At 71.1% G+C, this 23,954-nt stretch carries 26 protein-coding genes and 1 rRNA gene; 10 read left to right on the plus strand and 17 right to left on the minus strand.

The genetic code is table 11. The features are described 5' to 3' along the window. Positions 1-222 precede the first annotated feature (222 nt). Positions 223-339: ribosomal RNA gene (gene rrf / locus OU416_RS38750) — 5S ribosomal RNA — on the plus strand. 149 nt (positions 340-488) lie between these two features. On the opposite strand, the gene OU416_RS40345 is transcribed toward rrf, so the two are convergent. Then, a complete protein-coding gene (locus OU416_RS40345; protein ID WP_408642295.1) occupies positions 489-773 on the minus strand; it encodes a TrmH family RNA methyltransferase in 285 nt (94 codons plus the stop codon). Further along, positions 707-1,468: a TrmH family RNA methyltransferase gene (locus tag OU416_RS38760; RefSeq protein ID WP_270932082.1), complete on the minus strand. Its 762-nt coding sequence runs from the start codon at positions 1,466-1,468 to the stop codon at positions 707-709. Before OU416_RS38760 ends, OU416_RS40345 begins: the two co-directional genes overlap by 67 nt. A gap of 81 nt (positions 1,469-1,549) precedes the next feature. On the opposite strand from OU416_RS38760, the gene OU416_RS38765 reads away from it, so the two are divergent. Next, positions 1,550-2,986: a WS/DGAT/MGAT family O-acyltransferase gene (locus OU416_RS38765; protein WP_270932083.1), complete on the plus strand. Its 1,437-nt coding sequence runs from the start codon at positions 1,550-1,552 to the stop codon at positions 2,984-2,986. Positions 2,987-3,174: 188 nt separating this feature from the next. Further along, positions 3,175-3,666, plus strand: coding sequence for a DUF6912 family protein (locus OU416_RS38770; RefSeq protein WP_270932084.1), 492 nt, complete (start codon positions 3,175-3,177; stop codon positions 3,664-3,666). Between the two features lie 48 nt (positions 3,667-3,714). Here the strand turns inward: OU416_RS38770 and OU416_RS38775 are convergent, their stop codons facing one another. From OU416_RS38775 to aroA, 4 genes are all read right to left on the minus strand, one after another. Then, positions 3,715-4,512, minus strand: a complete 798-nt coding sequence (locus tag OU416_RS38775; RefSeq protein WP_270932085.1) for a hypothetical protein — start codon at positions 4,510-4,512, stop codon at positions 3,715-3,717. Between the two features lie 98 nt (positions 4,513-4,610). Then, positions 4,611-5,453: a hypothetical protein gene (locus tag OU416_RS38780; RefSeq protein WP_270932086.1), complete on the minus strand. Its 843-nt coding sequence runs from the start codon at positions 5,451-5,453 to the stop codon at positions 4,611-4,613. A gap of 300 nt (positions 5,454-5,753) precedes the next feature. Then, positions 5,754-6,758 carry a ribosome small subunit-dependent GTPase A gene (gene rsgA / locus OU416_RS38785; RefSeq protein ID WP_270932087.1) on the minus strand — a complete coding sequence of 335 codons (1,005 nt, stop codon included), beginning with the start codon at positions 6,756-6,758 and terminating at the stop codon, positions 5,754-5,756. Positions 6,759-6,774: 16 nt separating this feature from the next. Further along, positions 6,775-8,043, minus strand: a complete 1,269-nt coding sequence (aroA, locus tag OU416_RS38790; protein ID WP_270932088.1) for a 3-phosphoshikimate 1-carboxyvinyltransferase — start codon at positions 8,041-8,043, stop codon at positions 6,775-6,777. A 365-nt stretch (positions 8,044-8,408) separates the two neighbouring features. Between aroA and OU416_RS38795 the strand changes: the two genes are divergently transcribed. From OU416_RS38795 to OU416_RS38805, 3 genes are read left to right on the plus strand one after another with little or no spacing between them, the layout of a single operon-like run. Beyond that, complete coding sequence (locus OU416_RS38795; protein ID WP_270932089.1) at positions 8,409-9,173, plus strand: SOS response-associated peptidase; 765 nt, start codon at positions 8,409-8,411, stop codon at positions 9,171-9,173. Positions 9,174-9,202: 29 nt separating this feature from the next. Further along, positions 9,203-9,919: an SOS response-associated peptidase gene (locus OU416_RS38800; protein ID WP_270932090.1), complete on the plus strand. Its 717-nt coding sequence runs from the start codon at positions 9,203-9,205 to the stop codon at positions 9,917-9,919. Then, positions 9,916-10,527 carry an alpha/beta hydrolase family protein gene (locus OU416_RS38805; protein ID WP_270932091.1) on the plus strand — a complete coding sequence of 204 codons (612 nt, stop codon included), beginning with the start codon at positions 9,916-9,918 and terminating at the stop codon, positions 10,525-10,527. Before OU416_RS38800 ends, OU416_RS38805 begins: the two co-directional genes overlap by 4 nt. A gap of 55 nt (positions 10,528-10,582) precedes the next feature. Here the strand turns inward: OU416_RS38805 and OU416_RS38810 are convergent, their stop codons facing one another. Next, a complete protein-coding gene (locus OU416_RS38810; RefSeq protein WP_270932092.1) occupies positions 10,583-11,191 on the minus strand; it encodes a TetR/AcrR family transcriptional regulator in 609 nt (202 codons plus the stop codon). 475 nt (positions 11,192-11,666) lie between these two features. Further along, positions 11,667-12,152, minus strand: a complete 486-nt coding sequence (gene ybaK / locus OU416_RS38815; RefSeq protein WP_270932093.1) for a Cys-tRNA(Pro) deacylase — start codon at positions 12,150-12,152, stop codon at positions 11,667-11,669. Positions 12,153-12,379: 227 nt separating this feature from the next. Between ybaK and OU416_RS38820 the strand changes: the two genes are divergently transcribed. Together OU416_RS38820 and rsrA are read left to right on the plus strand one after the other, a co-directional pair. Continuing rightward, positions 12,380-13,033: a sigma-70 family RNA polymerase sigma factor gene (locus OU416_RS38820; protein ID WP_270932094.1), complete on the plus strand. Its 654-nt coding sequence runs from the start codon at positions 12,380-12,382 to the stop codon at positions 13,031-13,033. After that, complete coding sequence (rsrA, locus tag OU416_RS38825) at positions 13,030-13,365, plus strand: mycothiol system anti-sigma-R factor (protein ID WP_270932095.1); 336 nt, start codon at positions 13,030-13,032, stop codon at positions 13,363-13,365. The genes OU416_RS38820 and rsrA overlap by 4 nt, the downstream gene beginning before the upstream one ends. A 76-nt stretch (positions 13,366-13,441) precedes the next feature. Here rsrA and OU416_RS40350 read toward each other — a convergent pair whose 3' ends face one another. Beyond that, positions 13,442-13,516: a 50S ribosomal protein bL37 gene (locus OU416_RS40350; protein WP_103908190.1), complete on the minus strand. Its 75-nt coding sequence runs from the start codon at positions 13,514-13,516 to the stop codon at positions 13,442-13,444. Positions 13,517-13,717: 201 nt separating this feature from the next. Here OU416_RS40350 and OU416_RS38835 point away from each other — a divergent pair, with 201 nt between their 5' ends. Next, positions 13,718-15,211, plus strand: coding sequence for a PAS domain-containing sensor histidine kinase (locus OU416_RS38835; RefSeq protein ID WP_270932097.1), 1,494 nt, complete (start codon positions 13,718-13,720; stop codon positions 15,209-15,211). Between the two features lie 290 nt (positions 15,212-15,501). Here OU416_RS38835 and OU416_RS38840 read toward each other — a convergent pair whose 3' ends face one another. The 3 genes from OU416_RS38840 to OU416_RS38850 all read right to left on the minus strand — a co-directional run bounded on the left by OU416_RS38840 (position 15,502) and on the right by OU416_RS38850 (position 17,205). Continuing rightward, positions 15,502-15,756: a WhiB family transcriptional regulator gene (locus tag OU416_RS38840; RefSeq protein WP_093157940.1), complete on the minus strand. Its 255-nt coding sequence runs from the start codon at positions 15,754-15,756 to the stop codon at positions 15,502-15,504. A gap of 249 nt (positions 15,757-16,005) precedes the next feature. Further along, positions 16,006-16,932 carry a diacylglycerol/lipid kinase family protein gene (locus tag OU416_RS38845; RefSeq protein ID WP_270932098.1) on the minus strand — a complete coding sequence of 309 codons (927 nt, stop codon included), beginning with the start codon at positions 16,930-16,932 and terminating at the stop codon, positions 16,006-16,008. Positions 16,933-16,959: 27 nt separating this feature from the next. After that, entirely contained in the window at positions 16,960-17,205 is a 246-nt protein-coding gene (locus tag OU416_RS38850) for a hypothetical protein (protein WP_270932099.1), read from the minus strand. Positions 17,206-17,320: 115 nt separating this feature from the next. On the opposite strand from OU416_RS38850, the gene OU416_RS38855 reads away from it, so the two are divergent. Further along, a complete protein-coding gene (locus tag OU416_RS38855) occupies positions 17,321-17,752 on the plus strand; it encodes a hypothetical protein (protein ID WP_270932100.1) in 432 nt (143 codons plus the stop codon). Between the two features lie 258 nt (positions 17,753-18,010). On the opposite strand, the gene OU416_RS38860 is transcribed toward OU416_RS38855, so the two are convergent. From OU416_RS38860 to OU416_RS38880, 5 genes are all read right to left on the minus strand, one after another. Continuing rightward, positions 18,011-18,478, minus strand: coding sequence for a GNAT family N-acetyltransferase (locus tag OU416_RS38860; RefSeq protein WP_270932101.1), 468 nt, complete (start codon positions 18,476-18,478; stop codon positions 18,011-18,013). Positions 18,479-18,543: 65 nt separating this feature from the next. After that, on the minus strand, positions 18,544-19,140 hold the full coding sequence (locus OU416_RS38865; RefSeq protein WP_270932102.1) for a histidine phosphatase family protein: 597 nt from the start codon (positions 19,138-19,140) through the stop codon (positions 18,544-18,546). Between the two features lie 18 nt (positions 19,141-19,158). Next, the gene (locus OU416_RS38870; protein WP_270932103.1) at positions 19,159-19,785 is read right to left on the minus strand and encodes a DJ-1/PfpI family protein; all 627 of its coding nucleotides are present in this window, start codon (positions 19,783-19,785) and stop codon (positions 19,159-19,161) included. A 10-nt stretch (positions 19,786-19,795) separates the two neighbouring features. Next, positions 19,796-20,764 carry a GlxA family transcriptional regulator gene (locus OU416_RS38875; protein WP_270932104.1) on the minus strand — a complete coding sequence of 323 codons (969 nt, stop codon included), beginning with the start codon at positions 20,762-20,764 and terminating at the stop codon, positions 19,796-19,798. Between the two features lie 54 nt (positions 20,765-20,818). After that, positions 20,819-23,923: a BTAD domain-containing putative transcriptional regulator gene (locus OU416_RS38880; RefSeq protein WP_270932105.1), complete on the minus strand. Its 3,105-nt coding sequence runs from the start codon at positions 23,921-23,923 to the stop codon at positions 20,819-20,821. Positions 23,924-23,954 lie beyond the last annotated feature (31 nt).

Consider the following 23,954-nt stretch of genomic DNA (forward strand, 5'->3'; position numbering starts at 1 on the left):
ATGACTGGGTTGACAGGCCAGATATGGAAGCACAGTAATGTGTGGAGTTGACTGGTGCTGATAGGCCGAGGACTTGTTCACAAAGATTGCTCGCACCCACTATATGGTGTCTGAGACAACAACCATGTTGGTTGTTTGATCCAGGCTTCAATTGAATATGTGTGTCATCACCAGTGGATGGCGACCTAAGGTTTCCTGCCCTTGTGGGTGGGTTTGAGGGTTGTCGGTGGCGATGGCGGGGAGGGTCCGCCCGGTCCCATTCCGAACCCGGTAGCTAAGCTCCCCAGCGCTGATGGTACTGCACTCGACAGGGTGTGGGAGAGTAAGACACCGCCGACACACTAATTGGAAGAAGCCCTTTCTTCTTGGTTCCGACCAGGAAGAAAGGGCTTCTTTCTTTTGTGCGACCGGGTTTCCGCGTTGATCGTTCTCGTGCGGGGAACCCGGATCGGTGGGTTCCCCGCACGGGGAGAGCGGGCCTTCCGGCGTCAGGACAGCTTGCGGCGGAGCAGCTCGAAGCAGAGCACCGCTGCGGCGCTGGCGACGTTGAGCGATTCCACGTCACCGGCCATCGGGATGGCCAGCGGCTGGGCGATCCGGGACTGAACCTCCTCGGACAGGCCCGCGGTCTCGCTGCCCAGCACGAACACCGCGCGCGAACCGAAGTCGGTGGGTTCCCCGCACGGGGAGAGCGGGCCTTCTGGCGTCAGGACAGCTTGCGGCGGAGCAGCTCGAAGCAGAGCACCGCTGCGGCGCTGGCGACGTTGAGCGATTCCACGTCACCGGCCATCGGGATGGCCAGCGGCTGGGCGATCCGGGACTGAACCTCCTCGGACAGGCCCGCGGTCTCGCTGCCCAGCACGAACACCGCGCGCGAACCGAAGTCGGTGTTGTAGATGGTGTCGGTGGCGTCGGCTTCCAGCGCGTACAGCGGATATCCCGCATCGCTGAGCATCTCCGCGGCTTCCCCCGCCGTGCGGGAACGCAGCACCGGCGCGTGGAACGCGACTCCGGCCGAGGCCTTGATGACCAGCGGGTCGAGGCCGGCGACGCCGCGGTGCGGCACCACGATGCCGTCGATGCCCGCCGCGGTAGCGGTGCGCAGGATCATGCCGACGTTCGCCGGTGTCGTCAGCCCGTCCAGCAGCAGGATCGTGCCCGGGGCCTTGGCCGGGTCTTCGAGCGCATCGGAGAGCGGGCGCATCTTGCGGGCCACCACGTCGGCCAGCACGCCCTGGTCGTGGCGGCCGTTGCCGGCCAGCACCTTGACCCGGTGGGCGCTGGCCCGCTGGACGCGGACCGCGCGGTCGGCCGCGGCTTCCTTGATCTCCTCGATGACCGGTCCCCGCAGGCCCTCGGCCAGGACGACCTTGTCGACGCGGAGGTCGCGGTCGGCCAGGGCCTCCAGCACCGGCTTGCGCCCGTAAACGGTCAGGAAACGGTCTTTCGGGGAAACATCGCTGGTCACGCAACCAAGTGTCACATGCGGTGCGGCGCGGCAGACGACTGGAGCCCTCGGGCTCCGGCGGTTGTGTGCCAGGATCGCGGCATGCCCGATCGTCTCTCCGCCGTCGACGCGTCCTTCCTCTACCTGGAGGACTACACCACGCCGATGCACGTCGGCGGTGTCGCGGTGTTCCGGCGCCCGCGCAGCGGCTTCGACTACGACCGGGTGCTGTCGCTGATCGACCGCCGACTGGGGTTGGTGCCCCGCTACCGGCAGCGGGTGCGGCAGGTCCCCGGCCGGCTGGCGCGGCCGGTGTGGGTGGACGACCAGGACTTCGACCTGACCTACCACGTCCGCCGCTCCGCGCTGCCCAAGCCCGGCAGCGATGAGCAGCTGCACGACCTGGCCGCCCGGTTGATGTCGCGCAAGCTCGACCACACCCGCCCGCTGTGGGAGGTGTACCTGGTGGAGGGCCTGTCGAAGAACCGCGTCGCGGTGATCACCAAGACGCACCAGGCGATGGTGGACGGCATCGGCGCGATCGACATCGGCCAGGTGATCTTCGACGTGGCGCGCAACCGGGAGATCCCGGATCTCGACGAGCTGTGGATGCCGCGCCCGGAGCCGAGCCCGGCCGAGCTGGTGGTGGAGGCGGTGACCGATGCCGTGCAGCGGCCGGGCGAGGTGGTCGAGAACGTCCGCGCGGCGATGGTGGACGTGACGGCCACGGCGCAGAAGCTCTCCCGCGCGTTGGGCGGAGTCGCCTCGGCCCTGCGCACCGCTGTGGTCCCTGCGCCCAGCGGGCCGTTGAACGCGCCGACCTCGACGCAGCGCCGGTTCGCCGTGGCGCGGGCGAGGCTCGACGACTTCCGCGCGGTCCGGCGGGCCCACGGCAGCACGGTCAACGACGTGGTGCTGTCGGTGGTCACCGGTGCGCTGCGGAACTGGTTGATGTCGCGCGGTGAGGTGGTCGCGCCGTCGACCACGATTCGCGCGATGGTCCCGGTGTCGGTCCGCTCCGACGACGCCGAGGCGCGGGCCACCTACCCGGAGACGGGAAGCCTGCCGGTCGGCTCGGTGGGCAACAAGGTCTCGGCGTACCTGGTGGATCTGCCGGTCGGCGAGGGCAATCCGACGGTCCGGTTGCACCAGGTCAGCCATGCCATGCGGGCGCACGCCGAGTCGGGCCAGTCGGTGGCGGCCGGGGCCCTGGCGAAGGTGTCCGGGTTCGCGCCGCCGACGCTGCACGCCCTCGGGGCGCGGGTCGCCAACCAGCTCTCGGACCGGCTGTTCAACGTCCTGGTGACGAACGTTCCCGGACCGCAGGTGCCGTTGTACGCGGCGGGGGCGAGGATGGTGGAGATGTTCCCGGTGGTGCCGCTGGCGAAGAACCAGTCGCTGTCGGTAGGGGTGACCTCCTACGACGGCGGCGTCTACTTCGGGCTGAACGCCGATCGGGACGCGATGCCCGACGTGGACGTGCTGGCGGCGATGATCGGAGAAGCGGTGGACGAGATGATCGCCACGGTCGAGGCGTGAGCACCGGTCGGCACCGCACGATCTGCGAGCCTGAGAGTCTGTCGGCGAAGTGGTCATACATCAGGAGGGGCACCCGCAGTCCAGGGGGCCTCTCAGGTTCCGCTAAGCGACCACCCGAGCAAAGCAACCAGAATATAGGCTCTTATCGGTGATGCAGTGGCAGAGGAAAAGATGAGGATGGTCGAGGCATGAGGGTTTACCTGCCTGCCACGCTGCCGATGCTTCGGCAACTGGCGGAAGACAAGCAGTTGCAGCCGTTGGGGGGCACCGCGTTCGCGCTGACGCCCGCCCTGCGCGAGTCCTACGCCAGCGGTGACACCGAAGAGCTCGAGTACGCCGCGATGCGGGAGGCCGCGCGCGCCTCGCTGCGGTTGATCGCCGGTGAGGAGAAGCCGGAACTGCGCCGGGTGGTGATCTCCGCCGACGTCGACGAGGTGACGCTGCGCCCGGACCTGGACCACGCGGTGGTGAAGATCTCCGGGCCGGTTCAGTGGAAGCAGATCGCCGCGGTGCACGTGGACGCGGCGGAAGCGGAGGACGCGGTGCGCGCGGCAGCGGAGGTGATCGACGCCGCCGATCTCGGCGATCCGGACGCGGAGTTCGCGCTCGGCGACGCCGAGGACCACGAACTCGCCTGGTACGCGCCGCAGGAAGTGCCGTTCCTGCTGGAGCTCATGTAGTGCGGTGCGGCCGCCGGGCGGTGACCGCCCGGCGGACGCCGGCCGGCATCAGCCGGGCATGCCCGGCATGCTCGGCATGTCCTGGACCTGGTCGGCGGGCGGCACGGTGATCTGCACCGGCTTGCCCCAGTCCGAGTAGCGCATGCTCAGCTGGCTCTCCGGGATCTCCTGACCCTGGAACTTCAGCGCCGGCGTGGTCGAGTCGACCTTCAGCGGCAGCCCGTCGGAGTCGACCCAGACGGTCTGCTTGAGCTCGGTGACGCCCGAGTCCAGCATGATCTTCAGGCCCGCCTGCTGGGCCCCGGTGGCGTTGGCGGAGGCCTGCTTGAGGTCGGTCGTGACCTCGTAGCGGGTCGCGTCCTTGCCGTCGACCTGCTCCTCGGTGGTCGAGGTGATGGTGGACCCGGCGGGCAGCATGGCCTCGAAGTCACCGATCTTGCCCAGCTCGCCGAACTGCTGGGCCATCTCCTCGTTCGCGGGCACCTTCAGCCACGGCTTGCTCGGGTCACCACCGAGCTGGGCCAGCTGCGGGCTCTTCATGTAGATGCCCTCGGCGCTGACCACCATCTCGGAGGGGCCGCCGGCGCAGCCCATCGCGGCCTTCTCGACGTCCACCTCGCACTTCATGCTGGAGTACAGCTGGGCGATCGGCCCGGTGCCCGCGAAGGAGACGGTGACCGTCTTCTTCTCGTCCATGCTGGTCTTCGCCGTCTTGACCAGCGACGAGATGTCCTTGACCGGGGCGTCCCCGGCGGCGGGCGTTCCGGTGGGGGATCCGCCCTGGCTGCACGCTCCGAGACCGGCTGCCAGCGCGACAGCGGTGAGGGCGGTGGCGATGCGACGCACGAATAGTCCTCTCTGAGTGGACAAAGCAATACTCGGAACGTAGCAGCGCCTTGATCTGTTCAGGTGTGGTTTCGAGATGAATGTGGGCTATGTCGGCGTCATCGCGGGCCGTCCTGGAACACGCCGACCTGGTGCGCCGGCGGCACCGGGACTTCGACGGGTGCGCCCCAGTCGCGGTAGGTCGAGGTCAGCGACACCTGACCGGCCTGGGCGACCTGGCCGGTGGCCGCGAACCGCGCGGGCAGACCGGATTCGTCCAGCCACAGCTGGTACTCCAGCTCGGGTTCGCCGGAGTCGGCGGCCTTGCGGAACCGGGTTCGCTGCTGCGCATCGGTGGCCGCGTCGGCGGCTTGCGCGGTGACGATGCGCAGCTGGTAGCGGGTGGCGGGTCTGCCGTCGACCTGGTCGGGGGCGCTGCTCTGGATCCGGGTGGCCCGTTCGACGCCGCTGAAGGTGGCGCGCGGGTCGACGGCCTCGTGCACCTGGTCCAGGGCGGGGCTGAGCAGCTTGGAACCGAAATCGCCCGCACCGGGGGAGATGCGCAGCCAGGGCTTGTCCGGTGCCGGGCGGGCCAGCGGGGTCTGCAGGTAGCCGACGCCGTCCACGATGGACAGGTTGAGCCGCTGCGGTGGCTGGTTCCGGGTGTTGCGGGTCTGCCCGTCGAGCGCGAGGTCGGCTTGCGGGCCGCGGTAGCGCACGACGCCGTCGGCGGTGAGCTCACCCACCACGCCGAGGCTTCCGCGCACCTCGCTGCGCGTGCTGCCGCGTTCGCTGATCTTGCTGATCACCTGGGACAACATGGCGTCGGCTGCGGGACGGGGATCTGGGTTGGCGGCCAGGGCGTTCGTCGGCACCGGAGGTTCTCCGGCGCATCCGGCGGTTGCTGCGATCAGGGCGAGACCAGCGGAGATCACCGCGGTCCTGGTGCGGGCTCGGGACATCGGGCACGCTCCTCGGGCCGTTGTCGGCTCTTGGGCTCGTGCGGTGGGAACCGCACGGCGGCCTGCGTGAGCTGCGGAAACATCAACTTCCCACGTCGGCCTCGCGACCACGCTAACAACGAAGTCGTCATGCCACAGGGGACGATCGCCGCTCTAAAGGGGGAAATATTCGCGTTTTCCGGGAGCGATGCCTGTTGGTGGCCGGTCTGCGCGGGTGGTCGCTTGGCGGAACCTGAGTGCTTCCCTGGACCGCGGCTGCCGCCGCTTGCACAAGCGCGGACGGCTGCGCCGACAGGGCTCTTAGACGTCGTCGATCCCGGCGCGGGAACGCAGCAGGCGGCGCAGCGAGGCGAGCTGTTCCAGACCGCCGCCGTCGGCCGCGAAGGTGTCCAGGTGGCAGTCCGGATCGTCGGAACCACCGAGATGTCCGCAGTTCGGCGGGCACTCCTCGGCGGCCGCGGAGAAGCCCTCGAAGGCCGCGATCACGTCGTCCGCGGTGACGTGCGCCAGCCCGAACGAGCGGATGCCCGGGGTGTCGACCACCCAGCCCCGCTCCGGCAGCGGCAGGGCGACCGCCGAGGTCGAGGTGTGCCGGCCCTTGCCGACTCCGCTGACCTCGCCGGTCGCCCGGTCGGCGGTCGGGACCAGCTGGTTGACCAGAGTGGACTTGCCGACGCCGGAGTGGCCGACCAGCGCGGACACCCGGTCGGCGAGCAGCTCGCGCAGCTGCGCCGGGTCCTCGCCGAGACCGGTGATGGTGATCGGCATGTCCAGCGAGGAGTAGATCTTGATCCACTCGCCGGGATCGGCGAGGTCGGCCTTGGTCAGGCACAGCACCGGCTCGAGCCCGCCCGCGTACGCGGCGACCAGGCAGCGGTCGATGAAACCCGGTCGCGGCTGCGGGTCGGCGAGCGCGGTGACGATGACCAGCTGCTCGGCGTTGGCGACCACCACCCGCTCGTAGGGGTCGGTGTCGTCGGCGGTGCGGCGCAGCACGCTGGTCCGCTCGGAGACGCGCACGATCCGGGCCAGCGTGTCGGGCTTCCCGGAGGTGTCGCCGACCAGGTCCACCAGGTCGCCGACGACCACCGGGGTGCGGCCGAGTTCGCGGGCGCGCATGGCGGTGACGATCCGGTCCGGAGAACCGTCCAGCGCGCAGGTCCAGCGGCCGCGGTCGACGGCGACGACCATCGCGGCCTCGGCGTCGGCGTGCTTCGGGCGCTGCTTGCTGCGCGGTCTGCTGCCCCGCCCGGGGCGGACCCGCACGTCGGACTCGTCGAGGTGGCTCCAGCCGCGCTTGCTCATCGGTTCGCCTCCGGCCTCACACCGCTCCTCCGAGCATCGCCGACCACATCCCCGGGAAGTCGGGGATGGTCTTGCCGGTCGTGGCGATGTCCTCGACCAGCACGCCGGGAACCCGCAGCCCGAGGATCGCACCGGCGGTGGCCATCCGGTGGTCGGCGTAGGAGTGCCAGCTCCCGCCGGTCAGCGGCCGGGGCTCGACGACCAGCCCGTCCTCGGTCTGCTCGACGGCGCCGCCCAGCTTGGTCAGCTCGGTCTGCAGCGCGGCGAGCCGGTCGGTCTCGTGCCCGCGCAGGTGCGCGATGCCGCGCAGCCGGGAACGGCCGTCCGCGAGCGCGGCCAGCGCGGCCACGGTGGGGGTGAGCTCGCCGACGTCGTGCAGGTCGAGGTCGACGGCGCGGAGCTCGGCGGGACCGGAGACGGTCAGACCCGCGTCGGTGAGCTCCACCTGCGCGCCCATCCGGGCGAGGATGTCGCGGATCGCGTCGCCGGCCTGCGTGGTCCGGGTCGGCCAGCCGGGGACGGTCACGGTTCCGCCGGTGGCGGCAGCGGCGGCGAGGAACGGGGTGGCGTTGGACAGGTCCGGTTCGACGTCCAGGTCGAGCGCCCGGATGGGCCCCGGGAGCACGCGCCAGGTGTCGGCTTCCTGGTCGTCGACCTCGACACCGGCGGCGCGCAGCATCGCCACCGTCATCTCGATGTGCGGCAGCGACGGCACGGGCTCGCCCACGTGCCGGACCACGACGCCCTGCTCGAACCGCGGAGCCGACAGCAGCAGCCCGGAGACGAACTGCGAGGACGCGGAGGCGTCGATGGTCACCGAGCCGCCGGGCAGCTTCCCGCCGCCGCGGACCTGGAACGGCAGCGCGTCGCCGTCGATGTCGGCACCGAGCGCGCGCAGCGCGTCCAGCACCGTGCCGAGCGGGCGCTTCCGGGCGTGCGGATCACCGTCGAAGGCGATGATCCCCGAGGCGAGCGCGGCCATCGGCGGGACGAACCGCATGACCGTCCCGGCCAGCCCGCAGTCGACCTCGGCCGGTCCGCGCAGCGCGGCGGGGGTGACCTGCCACGACCCGTCCGGCCCGTCCTGCACCGCGACGCCGAGCGCGCGCAGCGCGCGGGCCATCAGCTCGGTGTCCCGGCTGCGCAGCGGAGCCCGCAGCGTCGAGGGGCCGTCGGCGAGCGCGGCGAGCACCAGGGCCCGGTTGGTGATCGACTTCGAACCGGGCACCGGGACGGTCGCGCGCACCGCGCCGGCGGCGGTAGGAGCAGGCCAGAGCTGGGTCATGAGGCAATGATCCCCCACCTCGCCCGGCGAATTCAGCGCCGGGGGCGCGTTGACCACCGCGTGTTGGCCGAGTGGCCCGCCGTGGCAGCTGTGGCACCGGCGGCGCGGCCGGGGGTTGAAGGCATGGGAACTTTCCTGTCACTCGCCGCGGTCGGTGGTGCGAGCACGGGAACCTTCCTGTCACGGCAGCGCGAGGATGGGAACTTTCCTGTCATCCGGCCCGCTCGGAGTTGCGAGCACGGGAACCTTCCTGTCATCCACCTCGAGGCGCGCGGAGATCTGCTCGTGCCGCTCGCCTGCGACGATCGGGACTGCCAGGATGGGTTCCGACACACCACCACTAGGTGACGGAGGTTCGTCCGGACATGTGCGGTAGGTACGCCTCCACGAAGGATCCGGGCAAGCTCGCGGCCGAGTTCGCCGCGCTGGACAGCACCGGCGGTGCCGCTCCCGGTGCGGACTTCAACGTCGCGCCGACCAAGCGGGTGCTGACCGTCGTGCAGCGGCATCCTGAGGACGACGCCGGGGAGCGGGACCTGGAGCGGACCGAGCGCAGCATCCGCGTGATGCGCTGGGGACTGGTGCCGATGTGGGCCAAGGACAAGTCCATCGGCAGCCGGATGATCAACGCCAAGTCCGAGACGGTGACGACCAAGCCCTCGTTCCGCACCTCGATCAAGCGCTACCGGTGCCTGCTGCCCGCCGACGGCTGGTACGAGTGGAAGCGCGAGGGCAACCGCAAGCAGCCGTTCTTCATGACCTCCCCGGACGGTTCCAGCCTGGCGATGGCGGGCATCTTCGCGACCTGGCGCGATCCGCAGGTCGAGGACGCCGAACCGCTGGTGACCTGCTCGGTGCTGACCACCAGCGCGATCGGGCAGCTGTCGGAGGTGCACGACCGGATGCCGCTGCTGCTGCCGCCCACCGCCTGGGACCACTGGCTCGATCCGGATCAGCCGGACGTCACCGACCTGCTCGCTCCGCCGTCGGAGGAACTGGTGGCCGCGCTGGAACTGCGCCCGGTGTCCACCACGGTCAACAACGTCCGCAACAACGGTGCCGAGCTCGTCGAACGCGTGCCGCTCGACCCGCAGCCGCAGGCGGTAGGTTTGGATCCCGGGTCGAAGTGAACCGGGAGCACGACGCGGGGTGAGTTCTGATGTGTGGGCGTTACGCCGTCGAGCAGGATCCGGCGGCGTTGGCCGAGGAGTTCGACGCGGCCGACCGCACCGGTGGTGAGGTGGTCGCGGACTTCAACGTGACCCCGACCAAGACGGTGCCGATCGTGGTCCAGCGCGGTGCCGAGCGCAGCGTCCGCCCGGTGCGGTGGGGGTTGATCCCGACCTGGGCGAAGGAACCGGGCAGCGGGCCGCCGATGATCAACGCCAGGGCCGAGTCGATCACCGAGAAGCCCGCGTTCGCCGAGTCCGCGCGGCGGCGGCGCTGCCTGATGCCTGCGACCGGCTGGTACGAGTGGCGGCCGGGCGACCGGCGGCGCCAGCCGTTCCTGTGCAGGCACCGGGACGGCGCGAGCTTGGCGATGGCCGCGGTGTTCTCCGCCTGGTGGGCGCCGGATTCGACCGATCCGCCGGTGGTGACCTGCGCGGTGGTCACCACTGATGCCGTCGGTGAGCTGGCCGACGTCCACCACCGGATGCCGCTGGTGCTGCCCCGGGAGCGCTGGGCGGACTGGCTCGACCCGCGCCGGACCGAGATCGGCGAGCTGCTGACCCCGGACGAGGGGATGCTCGACGAGCTGGCGCTCCACCCCGTCTCCACCGAGGTGAACAGCATGCGCAACAACCACCCGGACCTGCTGCGGCAGGTCGAACCGGCGCCCGAGCCCGCCGAGCAGGCAGCGCTGTTCGAGTCATGACCAGCGTCGACGTCGAGACCCCGCACGGCCCGGCCCGGGCGGAGCTGCACTGCGCCGAGGAGGGACGCGCCGCGCTGCTGCTCGGACACGGCGCGGGTGGCGGCATCGCCGCGCCCGACCTGGTCGCGGCGACCCGCGCGGCCACCGAATCCGGCGTGCACGTGGCGCTCGTCGAGCAGCCGTACCGGGTGGCCGGCCGACGAGCCCCGGCCCCGGCCAAGCAGCTGGACGCGGCGTGGCTCGCCGTGGCGGAGGACCTCGGCGAGCGCTGGTTCGCCGATCTCCCGCTGATCTTCGGTGGCCGTTCGTCGGGCGCGCGGGTGGCGTGCCGGACCGCGGAGGCCGGTGCGGCGTCGGCGGTGCTGTGCCTGGCGTTCCCGGTGCACCCGCCGGGCAAGCCGGAGAAGTCCCGGCTGCCGGAGCTGGACGGGGTCGAAGCTCCGGTGCTGGTGGTGCAGGGCGAGCGCGACGCGTTCGGGCAGCCCGAACCGTCGCACAACCGCGAGGTGGTGCTGGTTCCCGGCGACCACTCGCTGAAGGCCGACGTCGACGCGGTCCACCGGGCCACCCAGGAGTGGCTTGGCCGGGTCCTCCGCCTGCTCGACTAGCCGAACGGGGAAGCGGTTCCCAGCGCCAGGGATCGAGGGCGTGCTCGCCGATCGCCTACTTCGCGGTCTTGACGATGCTGTCGACCGCGGTGCGCAGAGCGTCGTGCTCGTCCTGCAGCCGCGATGACTCGGCTGGCAGGGCCTGTGCGATGGAGAGGCCGCTGACCACCGTCATCAAGAACTTGGCCCGCCGGGTGTTGTCGCCCGCTTCGATCGCTCCCTCGTTCTGCAGCACGCTCAGGCAGTACTCGATCCGCCGCAGCATCTCCCGCTCGAGCGCCAGGGCCTCCTCGCGGACTTCCGGCGTCGGCTCGGGCCTGATGTAGCGGTCGAAGGCGAGGATCCAGGCTTCGCGCGGGCTGGTCTTGGCCCCCTCGGGGGCGAGCAGGCGCTGCAGGCAGGCGATGAGCCTGTCGGCGGCCGGGATCGACGAGTCGTGGATGCTCTCCTGGGGCAGGACCATGTCGTAGACGACGGCGAGCACCGCATCCATGAGGGCGCGCTGCGTCGGGAAGTGATGGCGCAGCGACCCCGTGCTCACGTCCGCCCTCGCCGCGACCGCGCGCACGCTCAGCGCCGCTCCGGGCTTCTCCCCGAGCATCTTCGCCGCTGCCCACAAGATCCTCTCGCGACTGCTGAGGCCTTCCGGGGGTTGCTGGTTCACACGCGCCTCCAACACGCTGTACTAGTACGCCGTGATAGTAGCACCGGTGCGTGAACGCCCAGCCCGCATGATCTCGCCGTCGTCCCGAGCTGTTCGCACGGGTCGCCGCTGCACGGGAACCTTCCTGTCATCCCCGGCGCAGCGGTGCGAGCACGGGAACCTTCCTGTCATCCCGGAGGCCCCTGAACGAGTGATCTGGCAGGGCGCTCAGCTGCGGAAATCATCATCTGAAATCAACGGCGTTGTCCTGTTCACACCTGACTCGGACGATCAGCTGGGAGTTCGCCGCACGCGACCGCGAACCGGTTCTGGCACCTGAACCCGCGTCGCCGGACCGGGCAGCCGACTCCGCCGCCTCCCGGACAGGGCGTCCCCCTGCCTGTCCGGTTCCCCGGTGCGACTGTTGCGCGGCAGTGGCACCAGCGCCGGGGGAGCGACCCGTCATCGTCCGCCGGGCCGCTCCCCCTGCGCGGCATCAGCCGGCGATGTCGGCGATGTCGGCGAGCACCGCGTCGAGCAGCCGGACGAGGTCGGCGGCGGCGAGCTCGATCTCCAGGCCGCGCCGCCCGGCGCTGCAGTAGATCGTGTCGAAACCGGTCGCCGAGGAGTCGATCACGACCGGCAGCCGCTTCTTCTGACCCAGCGGGGAGATGCCGCCCGCGACGTAGCCGGTGGCGCGCTCGGCGGCGGCGACCTCGGCCATCTTCGCCTTCTTCCCGCCCACCGCGGCCGCGAGCGCCTTGAGGTCGAGCTGCCCGGTGACCGGCACCACGCCGACCGCGAGCTTGCCGTCCACCTCCGCGACCAGCGTTTTGAAGATCCGCTCCGGGGGCTGGCCGAGCGCCTCGGCGGCCTCCAGGCCGAAGGACTCGGCACGCGGGTCGTGGTCGTACGCGTGCACTTCGTGCGCAACCTTGCGCTTGGCCAACAGCGCCGTAGCGGGAGTGCCCTTACCTGCCATGCGCGTCACTCTAGAAGGCCGGAATAACAGGCCGCGGGTGTCGCGTTGCAGGGGACGTGACCATGGAATCGACGAACACCTGCGTGCTGGACCGCCCCGAGCGCGCACGGCTGTCACCGACGGGTACTCGGGGTCGGGCACGCGTATCCTCGGACCTGGACCATGCGAACGAACGCATGGGTTCGTCGCCTGCTGTCACTTCGTCCAGGCGGCGGGAAAGGAGCCCGGTGCCAAGCACCCCAGAGCGCCCGGACGTGGCCGGGAGACCGGACGACTCCGACCGCACCGCGGAGACCGACGAGCAGCGTGCCGCGCGTTTCGAGCAGGACGCGATGCCGCTGCTGGACCAGCTCTACGGTGCGGCGCTGCGGATGACCCGCAACGCCCAGGACGCCGAGGACCTGGTCCAGGAGACCTACCTCAAGGCGTTCTCCGCGTTCAAGTCGTTCACCCAGGGCACCAATCTGAAGGCCTGGCTGTACCGCATCCTCACCAACACCTACATCAACGGCTACCGCAAGCGGCAGCGCCAGCCGCAGCAGCAGCCGACCGACGAGATCGCCGACTGGCAGCTCGCGCAGGCGGAGAACCACACCTCCAGCGGGCTGCGCTCGGCGGAGGTCGAGGCGCTGGACCGGTTGCCGGACACCGATGTGAAGGCCGCGTTGCAGCAGCTGGCCGAGGAGTTCCGCATGGTGGTCTACCTCGCGGACGTCGAAGGCTTCGCCTACAAGGAGATCGCCGAGATCATGGGCACGCCCATCGGCACCGTCATGTCGAGGCTGCACCGCGGCCGCAGGCAGCTGCGTGAGATGCTCACCGACGTCGCCCGCGATCGCGGTTTCCTGCGGGAGACCAAGCGGGAGGTGAGCACTTCATGAACTGCGGTGGTTCGGACGAGGCTTCCTGCGAGGACATCCTCGCCGAGGTGTGGCTGTTCCTGGACAACGAGTGCGATCAGCAGCGACGCGCCGCGGTGCAGGAGCACCTCGATGGTTGCGGGAGCTGCCTGGAGCACTTCGGCATCGAGGAGCACATCAAAGCCCTGCTGCACCGCAAGTGCAGCGGCGAGCACGCGCCGACGGAGTTGAAGGAGCGCTTGCGCTCCTCGATCCGCGAAGCCGTCCTGAGCAAGGCCGAGGTGACCGTGGAACGCGGCCCCGACGGCACCTCGGTGGAGGTAAGAACCAAACGGATCTCCTCCGCGGAATGACCCCATTACGTCGAATGGCCCCGGACCTGTCTGGTCCGGGGCCATTCGCACGTTCGACGGCCAGTGCCGCCGGCGCTCACGAGTTGGGGCGCTTGCCGTGGTTGGCCTTGTTCTTCTTGCGGTCCTTCTTCTTGCGGGCGCGCTTACCCATCGGCATCTCCTCAAGCTCGGGTTCCAGCCAGTCCGGCGACCGGTCGGGCATCGAGGCCGACCCGCCTCCGCTGGGGTTTCAAGCATCCAGTTTGACATGCCCGCCACCTGCCGCCGGCGGGTGGTTCCGGTCATGCTTTCCTAAGGTGACCGGATCGCGGTCGCGGGTCGAGCCCGGCCGGGCCGGGGGGAGGGGCTGATCTTGTCCACGCTGAGTGATCTGCTCGCCGAGCACACCGGGCTGTCCGGTACCGCCGCCGACCACCTGCAGCTCGTGGTCGCCGAGTGGCAGCTGCTGTCGGACCTGTCCTTCGCCGACTTCCTGCTCTGGGTGCCGATCGGTCCGCAGGAGGCCCCGGACAGCCGCTTCCTGTGCGTGGCCCAGGCCCGGCCCACGACGGCCCCCACCGCCCACCCGGAGGACGTGGTGGGCACCGAGGTCACCGAGGAGGAGCACCCGCAGCTGCGCCGCGCGGCCCTGGAAGGCCGGATCTGCCGCGAGGAGGACCCGCGCTGGCACCTCGGCGTTCCGGTGCGCCGCGAGACGATCCCGGTCCGGTTGGGCGACGAGATCGTCGCGGTGCTCAGCCGCGACACCAACCTCGCGGTGCCGCGGGTGCCGAGCCCGCTGGAGATCTCCTACCTGGGCAGCGCCGCCGACCTGTGCCAGATGGTCGCCGACGGCACCTTCCCCACCCCGGAACCGGCGCCCGACGTGCACACCAGCCCGCGGGTCGGTGACGGCCTCATCCGCCTCGACAGCTCCGGGACCGTCGTGTTCGCCAGCCCGAACGCGCTGTCGGCCTACCACCGGATGGGCCACGCCGCGGATCTCGTCGGCGCGCAGCTCGCGCCGCTGACCCGGTCGCTGCTCAACGATCCGTTCGACGCCGACGAAGTGGCGCAGCGGGTGCGGCGCGCGATGGGCGGGCAGCCCAGCATGCGCATCGAGGCCGAGGCGCGCGGTGCGACGGTGCTGTTCCGGGCGCTGCCGCTGCGCCCGCGCGGACAGCAGGCGGGTGCGCTGGTGCTGGTGCGCGACGTCACGGAGGTCAAGCGCCGGGACCGCGCGCTGATGTCCAAGGACGCGACGATCCGCGAGATCCACCACCGGGTCAAGAACAACCTGCAGACGGTGGCCGCGCTGCTGCGGTTGCAGTCGAGGCGGACCGGGAACAACGAGGCGCGCCTCGCGCTGGACGAGTCGGTGCGGCGGGTGACGTCCATCGCGCTGGTGCACGAGACGCTGTCGATGTCGGTGGACGAGCGGGTCGACCTGGACGACGTGGTGGACCGCGTGATCCCGATGATGAGCGATGTCGCCGTGGCCGAGACCGGCGTGAAGGTGCGCCGCGAGGGCCGGTTCGGAGTGGTGTCCGCCGAGTTGGCCACCCCGCTGGTGATGGTGCTCACCGAGCTGGTGCAGAATGCTTTCGAGCACGCCTTCCCGGAAGGGCAGGGCGGCGAAGTCGTGGTGCAGGCGGAGCGTTCGGCGCGCTGGCTCGACGTCGTCATCTCCGATGACGGTCGTGGCCTGCCGAAGGGCTTCTCCCTCGAGCGCGCCGAACGCCTCGGCCTGCAGATCGTGCGGACCCTCGTGGAATCCGAGCTCCGAGGGTCGTTGAGCTTGCGCGGTCGCGGGCGGCAGCGGGGTACCGAGGCGGTGTTGCGCGTTCCGCTGAAGTACCGGCGCTGACGTCTGCCCGGTAGGTCGGGCGCCGCGCGGTGCGTCGATCCTGGTGATGCGGCGGTCGGGCGGTGTCGCATCGTGGCCGATCGGGCCGGGTTCCCGGATCCGCCTGCTCGAACGAGCTGTGAGCTGGGCGGTTCTTCCGGGGCCGACATCGACGCGGATCGGCCGGGGGTCTCGTCGGGGTGGGCGGGTATCTTTCGGTGCGATGGCCGTTCTTCGCGACCGGGGCGAAGACGCCGGGTCGATCACCGGGGGTGCGATCGACCCGCTGCGTCTTCAGCGAGTTTCGCTACTCAGGCGTTGGTGCGGGCCCGGGTGCGAGCGTTGCGCCGCTTGAGGGCACGCCGCTCGTCCTCGCTCATACCGCCCCAGACGCCGGCGTCCTGCCCGCTCTCCAGTGCCCATGCCAGGCACTCGGAGGCGACGGGACAACGGCGGCAAACGGCCTTCGCCTCGGCGATCTGCAGCACGGCAGGACCGCTGTTCCCTACGGGGAAGAACAGCTCCGGGTCCTCGTCACGGCAAACCGCATCGTGGCGCCAGTCCATCGTTCCTTGCTCCTCGCTAGGCGCGCCAACGCGCGCCGCTCGTACGTGTTCGGGGTGTTTGTGAATGCTTGCACGGAGTCCGTGTGCTTGTGAATGCTTTCACGAACTGCCGCGATGTCAAGAGTTCGATCTCGCGCGGTGAGGGAACTCACCTGAAAGATCGACAGGACTTGACCAGGGGTTTCGGTGTGTCACCGGTCGCAGACGGGGGTCGCGAGTCGGTAACTACGCCCATCCGTTACGAGAAGGTTATACGGCGACGCGGAGAGCTTCCGGGACTGAGAGGAACTCGATCTCCGAACGCTCACCCAGGCAATCGCCGTCGACCTGCAGGCGCAACGGCTCCGTACAGGTTACGCGGAGATGGGCCACGTCCGCACGTTGAATTAGGTTACTTCCGTGTGGTTTCGCTCTACCGCGTAGCATTTCCGCTACATGTCGTAACACAGGGTAAGTGCGCATGTTCTTCAGCGCGAAGACGCCCAGGCCGGTGTCGAAGCTGGTCTCCGGGCTCATCCGGACCGGGCGGGAGCCGAGGTAGGTCCAGGGGTCGGTGTTCGAGACGAACACGCTGTGCAATCCGCCGACCTGCGTTTCGTCACCGATTTGCAAGGTGAGCTTCGGCTCCTCGCGAGCCATCCGGAAGTAGCAGGCGAGCGCGGTGCGGGCGTACAGGGCGGGGGTCACGTTCCGGCCGGTCGAGCGCAGCCGCTCCACCTCGGCGACCACTTCCGCGTCCCAGCCCACACCCGCGTTGAAGGTGAACCAGCGCTCATCGGCGCGGCCGAGCCCGACCCAGCGGCCGCTGCGCTCGGCCACCGCGCGCAGCAGGCGGTGCGTGGCCTCGACCGGATCTCGCGGCAGCCCCAGGGCGCGGGCGAACACGTTGGCGGATCCGCCGGGCACCACGCCCAGCGTCGGCATCGCCCGGTCGCCCACGTCACCGGCCGAGAACATGCCGTTGACCACTTCGTTGACCGTGCCGTCGCCGCCGTGCGCGATCACCAGGTCCACGCCGTCCTCGACGGCCGCGCGCGCGGTGTCGGAGGCGTGGCCCCAGTACTGCGTTTCGACGACGTCCAGCTTCAGCTCGCTGGCCAGCGCGTGAGCGAGCACATCCCGGCCAGCCGCAGTGGTGGACGTCGCCTGCGGGTTGACGACGAGTACGGCGCGCACACCCGCAGCCTAGGCGAGACCGTTGGTTCAGCTCTCCCGCAGGGCCTCCTCCCGCCGCGATCGGTACTCCCACCAGCTGCGCTGCCCGACGCGGGCGGGGCGGGCCGGCTGAAGCACCAGGAGCGGGTGCGCCGTGCCGCTGACCTCCGCCGGGACCCGGTGGGAGCCGGACGCGCAACCCCGGAGCGCATCCGTTCGCCGTCCACCCGGGCCGGTCGGGCGCACGGCGGATGGCGCGGACACCCCGATATCCGCGATCGCCGTGGCAGCCATGAATCGATCATCGCGCGTGACGGTGGTCGCAGCCATGCGTCATTCAGGCGGTATTACCATCGACGGGGCATACGCAGAGTCACCGATTCCGCTTTCCGGAAGGGCAACCGCGACCGTGTCGATCGAAGCTGTCCCGCGCACCGTGCGCATCGCCGGCGTCCTGACCACGCTGCAGGCCGTGGCGGGGCTGATCTTCGTCGTCGCGCTGCTGATCCGCGGCACCAGTGCCGGTTCCGGCGGGGTGGGCGAGTTCGGCAGCGCCCAGACCTACGGGGAGGCCGGCTACTTCGCGCTGCTGTCGGCCGGAGTCCTCGCGGCGGGCCTCGGCATGCTCAAGGGAAAGCACTGGGCGCGCACCCCGGCCCTGCTGCTGCAGCTGATGCTCCTGGGCACCGCGTGGTACGCGTTCGGGCCGTCGGGTCAGCCGCTGGCCGGCACGATCCTCGCGATCCCGGCGATCGCGGTCCTGTACTTCATGTTCAACCGCGAAGGACGGCGCTGGTCGTACTACGGCAACGCCGCCCCCGACGCGGACCGCGAGGACTAGAGCTTTTCCAGGCTCGTTTTGCGTGGCGGTGCGGGTGGCGGAACCTCAGACGCCGCCTGGTCTGCGGGAGCCCGTTCTCATGTATGTCCAATACACGGCGAACGGGCTGTCCTCGCCAGACGACGTCTGAGAACCCGCGGCGGTGCCGGTTGCGTAGGTGGGTTATGCGCCTGCGGCGCATGCGATGCTTCCGATGCGGTGCCGGTTGTGTTTCGCGGTTGGCGCACCCGACCCGTTCAGGCAGGTGCTGAACCCGCCTCAGGCGCTGAAGGCGCGGAGCGGGTCGCCGGTGAGGCGGAAGACCGTCCACTCGTCCATCGGGATCGCGCCCGCCGCCTTGTAGAAGTCGATCGCCGGTTCGTTCCAGTCCAGGACCTGCCACTCCAGCCGCGCGTAACCGCGGTCGACGCACTCCTTGGCCAGCGTCTGCAGCAACGCCTTGCCCAGGCCGCTGCCGCGCTGCTGGGGCTGCACGAACAGGTCCTCCAGGTAGATGCCGTGCACGCCCTCCCAGGTGGAGAAGTTCAGGAACCACAGGGCGAGTCCCACCACCGCGCCGTCCACTTCGGCCACGTGCCCGAACAGCGCGGGGTCCGGACCGAACAGCGCCGTGCGCAGCTGCTGCTCGGTCAGGTGGCACAGCTCGGGCGCCTTCTCGTACAGCGCGAGCTCGTGCACCAGCTCGACCATGGCCGGGACGTCGGCTTCGGTCGCACGGCGGATCATCCATACCTCCACGGGTTCTGCCTACCGGGCCAGCATATTCGCGCCCGGCAGGCGACCCGCGCGGCTCAGCCCTGCTGCCAGGGTGGGATGTTGGAGCGCACCACCTGCGGTGCTCCGCGCTCGCGGCCGAGGACGGTGATCCCGGCCGGGTCCAGCGCGAAACCCACGCCGGCGACCGCGGGCAGGCCCAGCCAGCGGGCGATCAGGCAGCGGCTGAAGTGGCCGTGGCCCACCAGCACCACGTCGGAAGCGGTGTCGGCGATGCGGGCCAGCAGCTCGTCGGCGCGCGCCGACACCTGCTCCGCGCTCTCGCCGCCCGGGCAGGGGTGCGTCCACACCGTCCAGTCCGGGACCTGCTCGCGGATCTCCGGGGTGGTCAGGCCCTCGTAGTCGCCGTAGTCCCATTCCGCGAGCAGCGGTTCGGTGACGACGTCGTCCAACCCGGCCAGCACCGCCGTGCGCTGCGCGCGCTGGCGCGGGCTCGCGAGCACGACCACCGGTCCGGCGGGGCGCAGCGCGGTCAGGGTCTGCCCGGCTTGGCGGGCCCGCAGTTCGCCCTCGACCGTGAGCGGGATGTCGGACCGGCTGGTGTGCTGGCCGGTCTGGGACCACTCGGTGGTGCCGTGTCGGAGGAGGTAAACGCGGTTTTCGTCCGGTGCCACGGCCAGAGCGTAACCGCGCTAGGCCGGAAGCACCCCTTCGCGGACCGCCGCCACCAGCTCCGGGCCCGCCTTGTCGGGCGATCCGGCGTCGAACGGCGGCTGCGGGTCGTACTCCAGGGCCAGCTGGATCAGCTTCGCGCTGTCCTCGCCCCACAGCCGCGCCGCCAGCAGCAGGGCCATGTCGATGCCCGCCGACACCCCGGCGCCCGTGATCACGTCGCCGTCCACCACCACGCGATCGGTGCTGACCTGCGCTCCGAGCTCGGCCAGGACGTCGCGGACCGCCCAGTGCGTCGTCGCCCGCTTGCCGGTGAGGACACCGGCCTTGGCCAGCAACGTCGATCCCGAGCACACCGACGCCGTCCAGGTGGTGGTCGGGTGCACGGCGGCCAGCCAGGTGATCAGCTCGGTGCTCTCCAGCGCGGTGTGCCACCGGGAGCTGCCGGGGACCACGACGATGTCGGGCCGGGTCAGCTCGGCGAACGTCGTCGTCGGCTGGATCGGCAGGCCGGAGTCGCAGATCACCGTGTCGCGGCTCGCCGCGACGAAGTGCGGGGTGACGCTGTCCGGTCCGGCGAGGACCTCGTACGGGCCGATCAGGTCCAGCGCGGTGAACTTGTCGTAGAGCACGAATGCGATGTCCACAGTGGTCTCCTCAGTGGGTCGGCGCCGGTCGCCCGGCGGTGCTGAAGCGGTCGCGGTAGGTGCTGGGCGGGACCCCGAGCTGGCGGACGAAGGCGCGGCGCATGGTCTCGGCGCTGCCGAAGCCGCAGCGCCGCGCGATGCCGCGCTGGCCGCTTTCGAGCATCAAGCGCGCCGCTTCGACGCGCGCCCGCTCGACGTAGCGGCCCGGGCTGGTGCCCACCTGCTTGGTGAACAGCCGGGTGAAGTGGCGCGGGCTCATGGCCAGCCGGTCGGCCATCACCGGGACCCGGTGATCGCCCGCGGGGTTCGCGGCGATCTCGGCGAGCAGATCGTGCAGCGCGCTGTCGTGGACCGGCTGCGCGGAGTGCCACACGCTGAACTGCGACTGCCCGCCCGGGCGCTGGAGGAACACCACCATCCACTTGGCGATGGTGCGGGCGACCTCCACGCCGTGGTCGTCCTCGACCATGGCCAGCGCGAGATCGATCCCGGCGCTGACCCCGGCCGCGGTGAGCAGCGGGGCGTCGCGGACGTAGATCGCGTCCGGTTCCACCACGACGTCCGGGTAGGACGCGGCGAGCTCGTCGCACATCGCCCAGTGCGTGGTGGCCCGGCGCCCGGCCAGCAACCCGGCCTCCGCCAGCAGGAACGCCCCGGTGCAGACCGACGCCGTCCGCCGGGCGCGCTCGGACAACCGGCGCACCTGCCGGACCAGCTCGGGATCGGCGGCCGCTTCGCGGGACCCCCAGCCGCCCGCCACGACGAGCGTGTCGAGCTCGTCGACGTCCTGGAGCGCGAGGTCCACGCCCAGCCGGAACCGCGACGAGGCGATCACGTCGCGACCGCTGGGCGAGGCCAGGAGCACTTCGTAGCCCCGGCGGAGCAGCTGATCAGCGCCGTCGAAGACCTCCAGCGGCCCGGCGACGTCGAGCAGCTGGACGCCGTCGTGGACCAGGATGACCACTCGGTGCCTGTTCACCTCATCGAGCTTGGCCGTACCGGTGGGCGTCCTCAAGGACGAGCACCCCACCGATCAGGACATGTGCTCGGCACGTCCTTCCGCGTAGGCCGCGGCGAAGGTCTCCGGGGCGGTTTCGCGGGCTCGGGCGGTGATGCGGTCGACGTCGGCGCGTTCGGCCCGGGGGAGGGGCGCGCCGACCGATTCGCGGGTCACCGCGGCTCTTCCGAGCAGGCGCGCGGCCGCCGCGGCGTCGCCGAGGAGCGCTTTGACACCGGCCAGGCCTTCGAGGGCGAGGGCGATCGCGCGGGGATCTTCGGTGCTCTCGGCGGTGGCGAGGCCTTCGGTGTGGAGGCGGGTCGCGGTGTCGGCGTCGGCGCGTTGTTCGGCGATGAAACCGAGTTCTGCCAGTGCCAGGGCGACACCGGGGTGATCGCCGGCCCGGCGGCTCCACCGCAGCTGTCGGTGCCACAGCTGCTCGGCGTCGTCCAGGCGCCCTTGGCGGCGGGCGGTCAGCGCCAGGCCGAACTCGGCGTAGACCAGTCCCTGCTCGTTGCGGGCCGCCGCGGCGAGGTCGGCGGCGCGGCGGTGGTGGGTTTCGGATGCTTCGAGATCTCCGGTGAGCAGCGCGATGCGGCCGAGCCCGGAGAGCTTGTTGGCGGCCTCGGAGGCGAGGCCGAGGTCTTCGGCGATGCGCAGCCCGTCGCGGTGCGTGCGCGCGGCCATCGCGTAGTCGCCGGTGATCTCGGCGACCCTGGCCAGCAGCTCGGCCGCCTGCAACTGCCCCCACTGGTCGCCGAGCTCGTCGAACAGCGCCTTCGCCGTCGTCGCGTCCTCCCGGGACGCGGCGAGCTCACCGCGCACGATCCCGCGGCGGGCCCGGTTGGTGAGCACCGCGGCCTCGCCCCAGCGGTCCTCGGCCTCCCGGAAGACCCGCAGCGCCCGTTCCAGGACGTGCGGTGGCCCGGAGTAGTCGCCGACGTCGAGGTGGACGAACTCGAGGAAGCACTCGGCCCGCGCCCTGGCGACCGGATCGGTGATCTCGGGCCGCTCCCGGGCGACGTTGCGCTCGGCACCGGAGAGCACGGCCAGGGAATCCCGGCACGCCACCACCACCGGGTCGGCGCCGGCGCCCGCCAGCAGCTGGTGCGCTTCCCGGAACCGGCCGCGCAGGAAGAGGTGCCACGACGCCGCCGCGGCCAGGTGCCGCGTCGCCGCGGTGTCGCCGTGGCGGACCGAATCGTCCAGGCAGGAGCGGAGGTTCGGCAGTTCCAGGTCGAGCCGCCGCAGCCAGTTCCGCTGCTCGCCGCTGCGCAACCCGGCTTCGGCCCGTTCGGCCAGCTCGGCGTGGTGGCGGCGCGCCCGCTGCCGCACGGCGTCGGTCTCCTCGGCTTCGGCGAGCCTTTCCCGGCAGTAGGCGGCCACCGATTCCAGCAGCCGGTAGCGCGGACGTCCGTCGGGGAAGCCGACCGCCACCAGGCTGCGGTCGACCAGGCCGGTGAGCACGTCGAGCAGCGTGCTCGGCTCGTTCGCGCAGACCGCTTCGGCGGCGTCGAGCGTGCACCCGTCGGCGAAGACCGAGAGGCGGCGCAGGACGATCTGCTCCTCCTCGCCGAGCAGGCCCCAGCTCCAGTCGATGACCGCCCGCAGGGTCTGGTGCCGGGTGGGCGCGCGGCGGTTGCGGGCGGTCAGCAGGTCGAAGCGGTCGTCCAGGCGGGCGGCGAGTTCGCGCAGGCCGAGGCCGCGGATCCGGGAGGCCGCCAGTTCCAGCGCCAGCGGCAGGCCGTCGAGGCGGCGGCAGATCGCGGCGATCGCGGCGGCGTCGTCGTCCCGCTCGTCGAACCCGGCCGCGACCGCGCGGGCCAGGAACAGCTGCGCGGCGCTGGAATCGCGGACCGCCGCGGGCGTTTCGCCGTCGGGCAGGGCCAGCGGCTGGACCGGCCACAGCTGCTCGCCGGGCAGGTGCAGCGGTTCCCGGCTGGTCGCGAGGAGCCGCACGCCGGGCGCGGCGGCCAGCAGCCGGTCGGCCAGCGCGGCGGTCGCGTCGATGACGTGCTCGCAGTTGTCGAGCAGGAGCAGGAGGTGCTTGCCGCGCAGGGCTTCGGCCAAGCAGGTGGCGCCGTCCAGCGGGGATCCGGCGACCTCGTCGCGCAGGCCCAGCACGGCCGCGATGGCATCGGCCACCGCGGCTTCGGTGGCCGCGGCCTCGGTGTCGATGGCGGCGAGCTCGACCAGCCAGGCGCCGTCGGGGAAGGATTCCGCTGCGGCCCGGGTGGCCTCCAGGCCGAGCCGGGTCTTGCCGACCCCGCCCGGACCGGTCAGCGTCACCAGGCGTCCCGCGGTCAGCCGGGCGCGCACCGACTCCAGGTCGCCATCGCGGCCGATCAGCGCCGAGACGGCGGCGGGCAGGTTGTGCCCGGGAGCGGTGGCGGTGAGCGCCGGTTCCTGCCGGAGCATCGAACTGTGCAGCGCGGCCAGCTCGGGACCCGGGTCGATGCCGAGCTCGTCGGCGAGGCGGGCCCGCACCAGCTGGTAGGCCTCCAAAGCCTCGGCTTGCCGCCCGGAACCGTAGAGCGCGCGCAGGTGGACGGCTTGCAGGCGCTCGCGGTGCGGGTGGAGCGCGACCAGCTCGGCCAGGTCAGCGGCGACCCCGGTGTGCTCGCCCAGTTCGAGGCGCGCAGCGGCGTGCTCCTCCTGCGCGGCCAGGCGCTGGTCGTGCAACCGGGTGCGGGCGGGTGCAGCGAAGTCGGCGTCGGCGAACTCCGCGAACGCCTCGCCGCGCCAGATGTCGAGGGCAGCGGCCAGCGCTGCTGCTCGTGCCCTGGCATCGGGCGAGGTCTTGGCCTGCGCGCTCAGCGCTGCGAAGCGCCCGGCGTCGACGGCCTCGGCGTCGATGTCGAGCCGGTAGGCGCCGGAGCGGAACTCCAGCAGCGCGCGGGCTCCCGGCTCGGCGGAGTCCAGCACCTTGCGCAGCTGCGAGATCTTGGCGCGCAGCGTCGGCACCGGTTTGCCGGGCGGGGCCGAACCCCACAGGTCCTCGACCAGCCGGTCGGCGGAGATGAACCGGCCGGGCGTGACGAGCAGGTCCGCGAGCAGGGCCCGCACCTTCGCCTCCGGGACGGGCACCGGAGTGCCGTTGTCGGTCCACACCGCCAGCGGGCCCAGCACTCCGAAACGCACGACCCGACAGTACCCGGTGACCTGCGGTGAT

Origin of the sequence: Saccharopolyspora indica (genome assembly GCF_027853965.1) — a bacterium.
Classification (GTDB): domain Bacteria; phylum Actinomycetota; class Actinomycetes; order Mycobacteriales; family Pseudonocardiaceae; genus Saccharopolyspora; species Saccharopolyspora indica.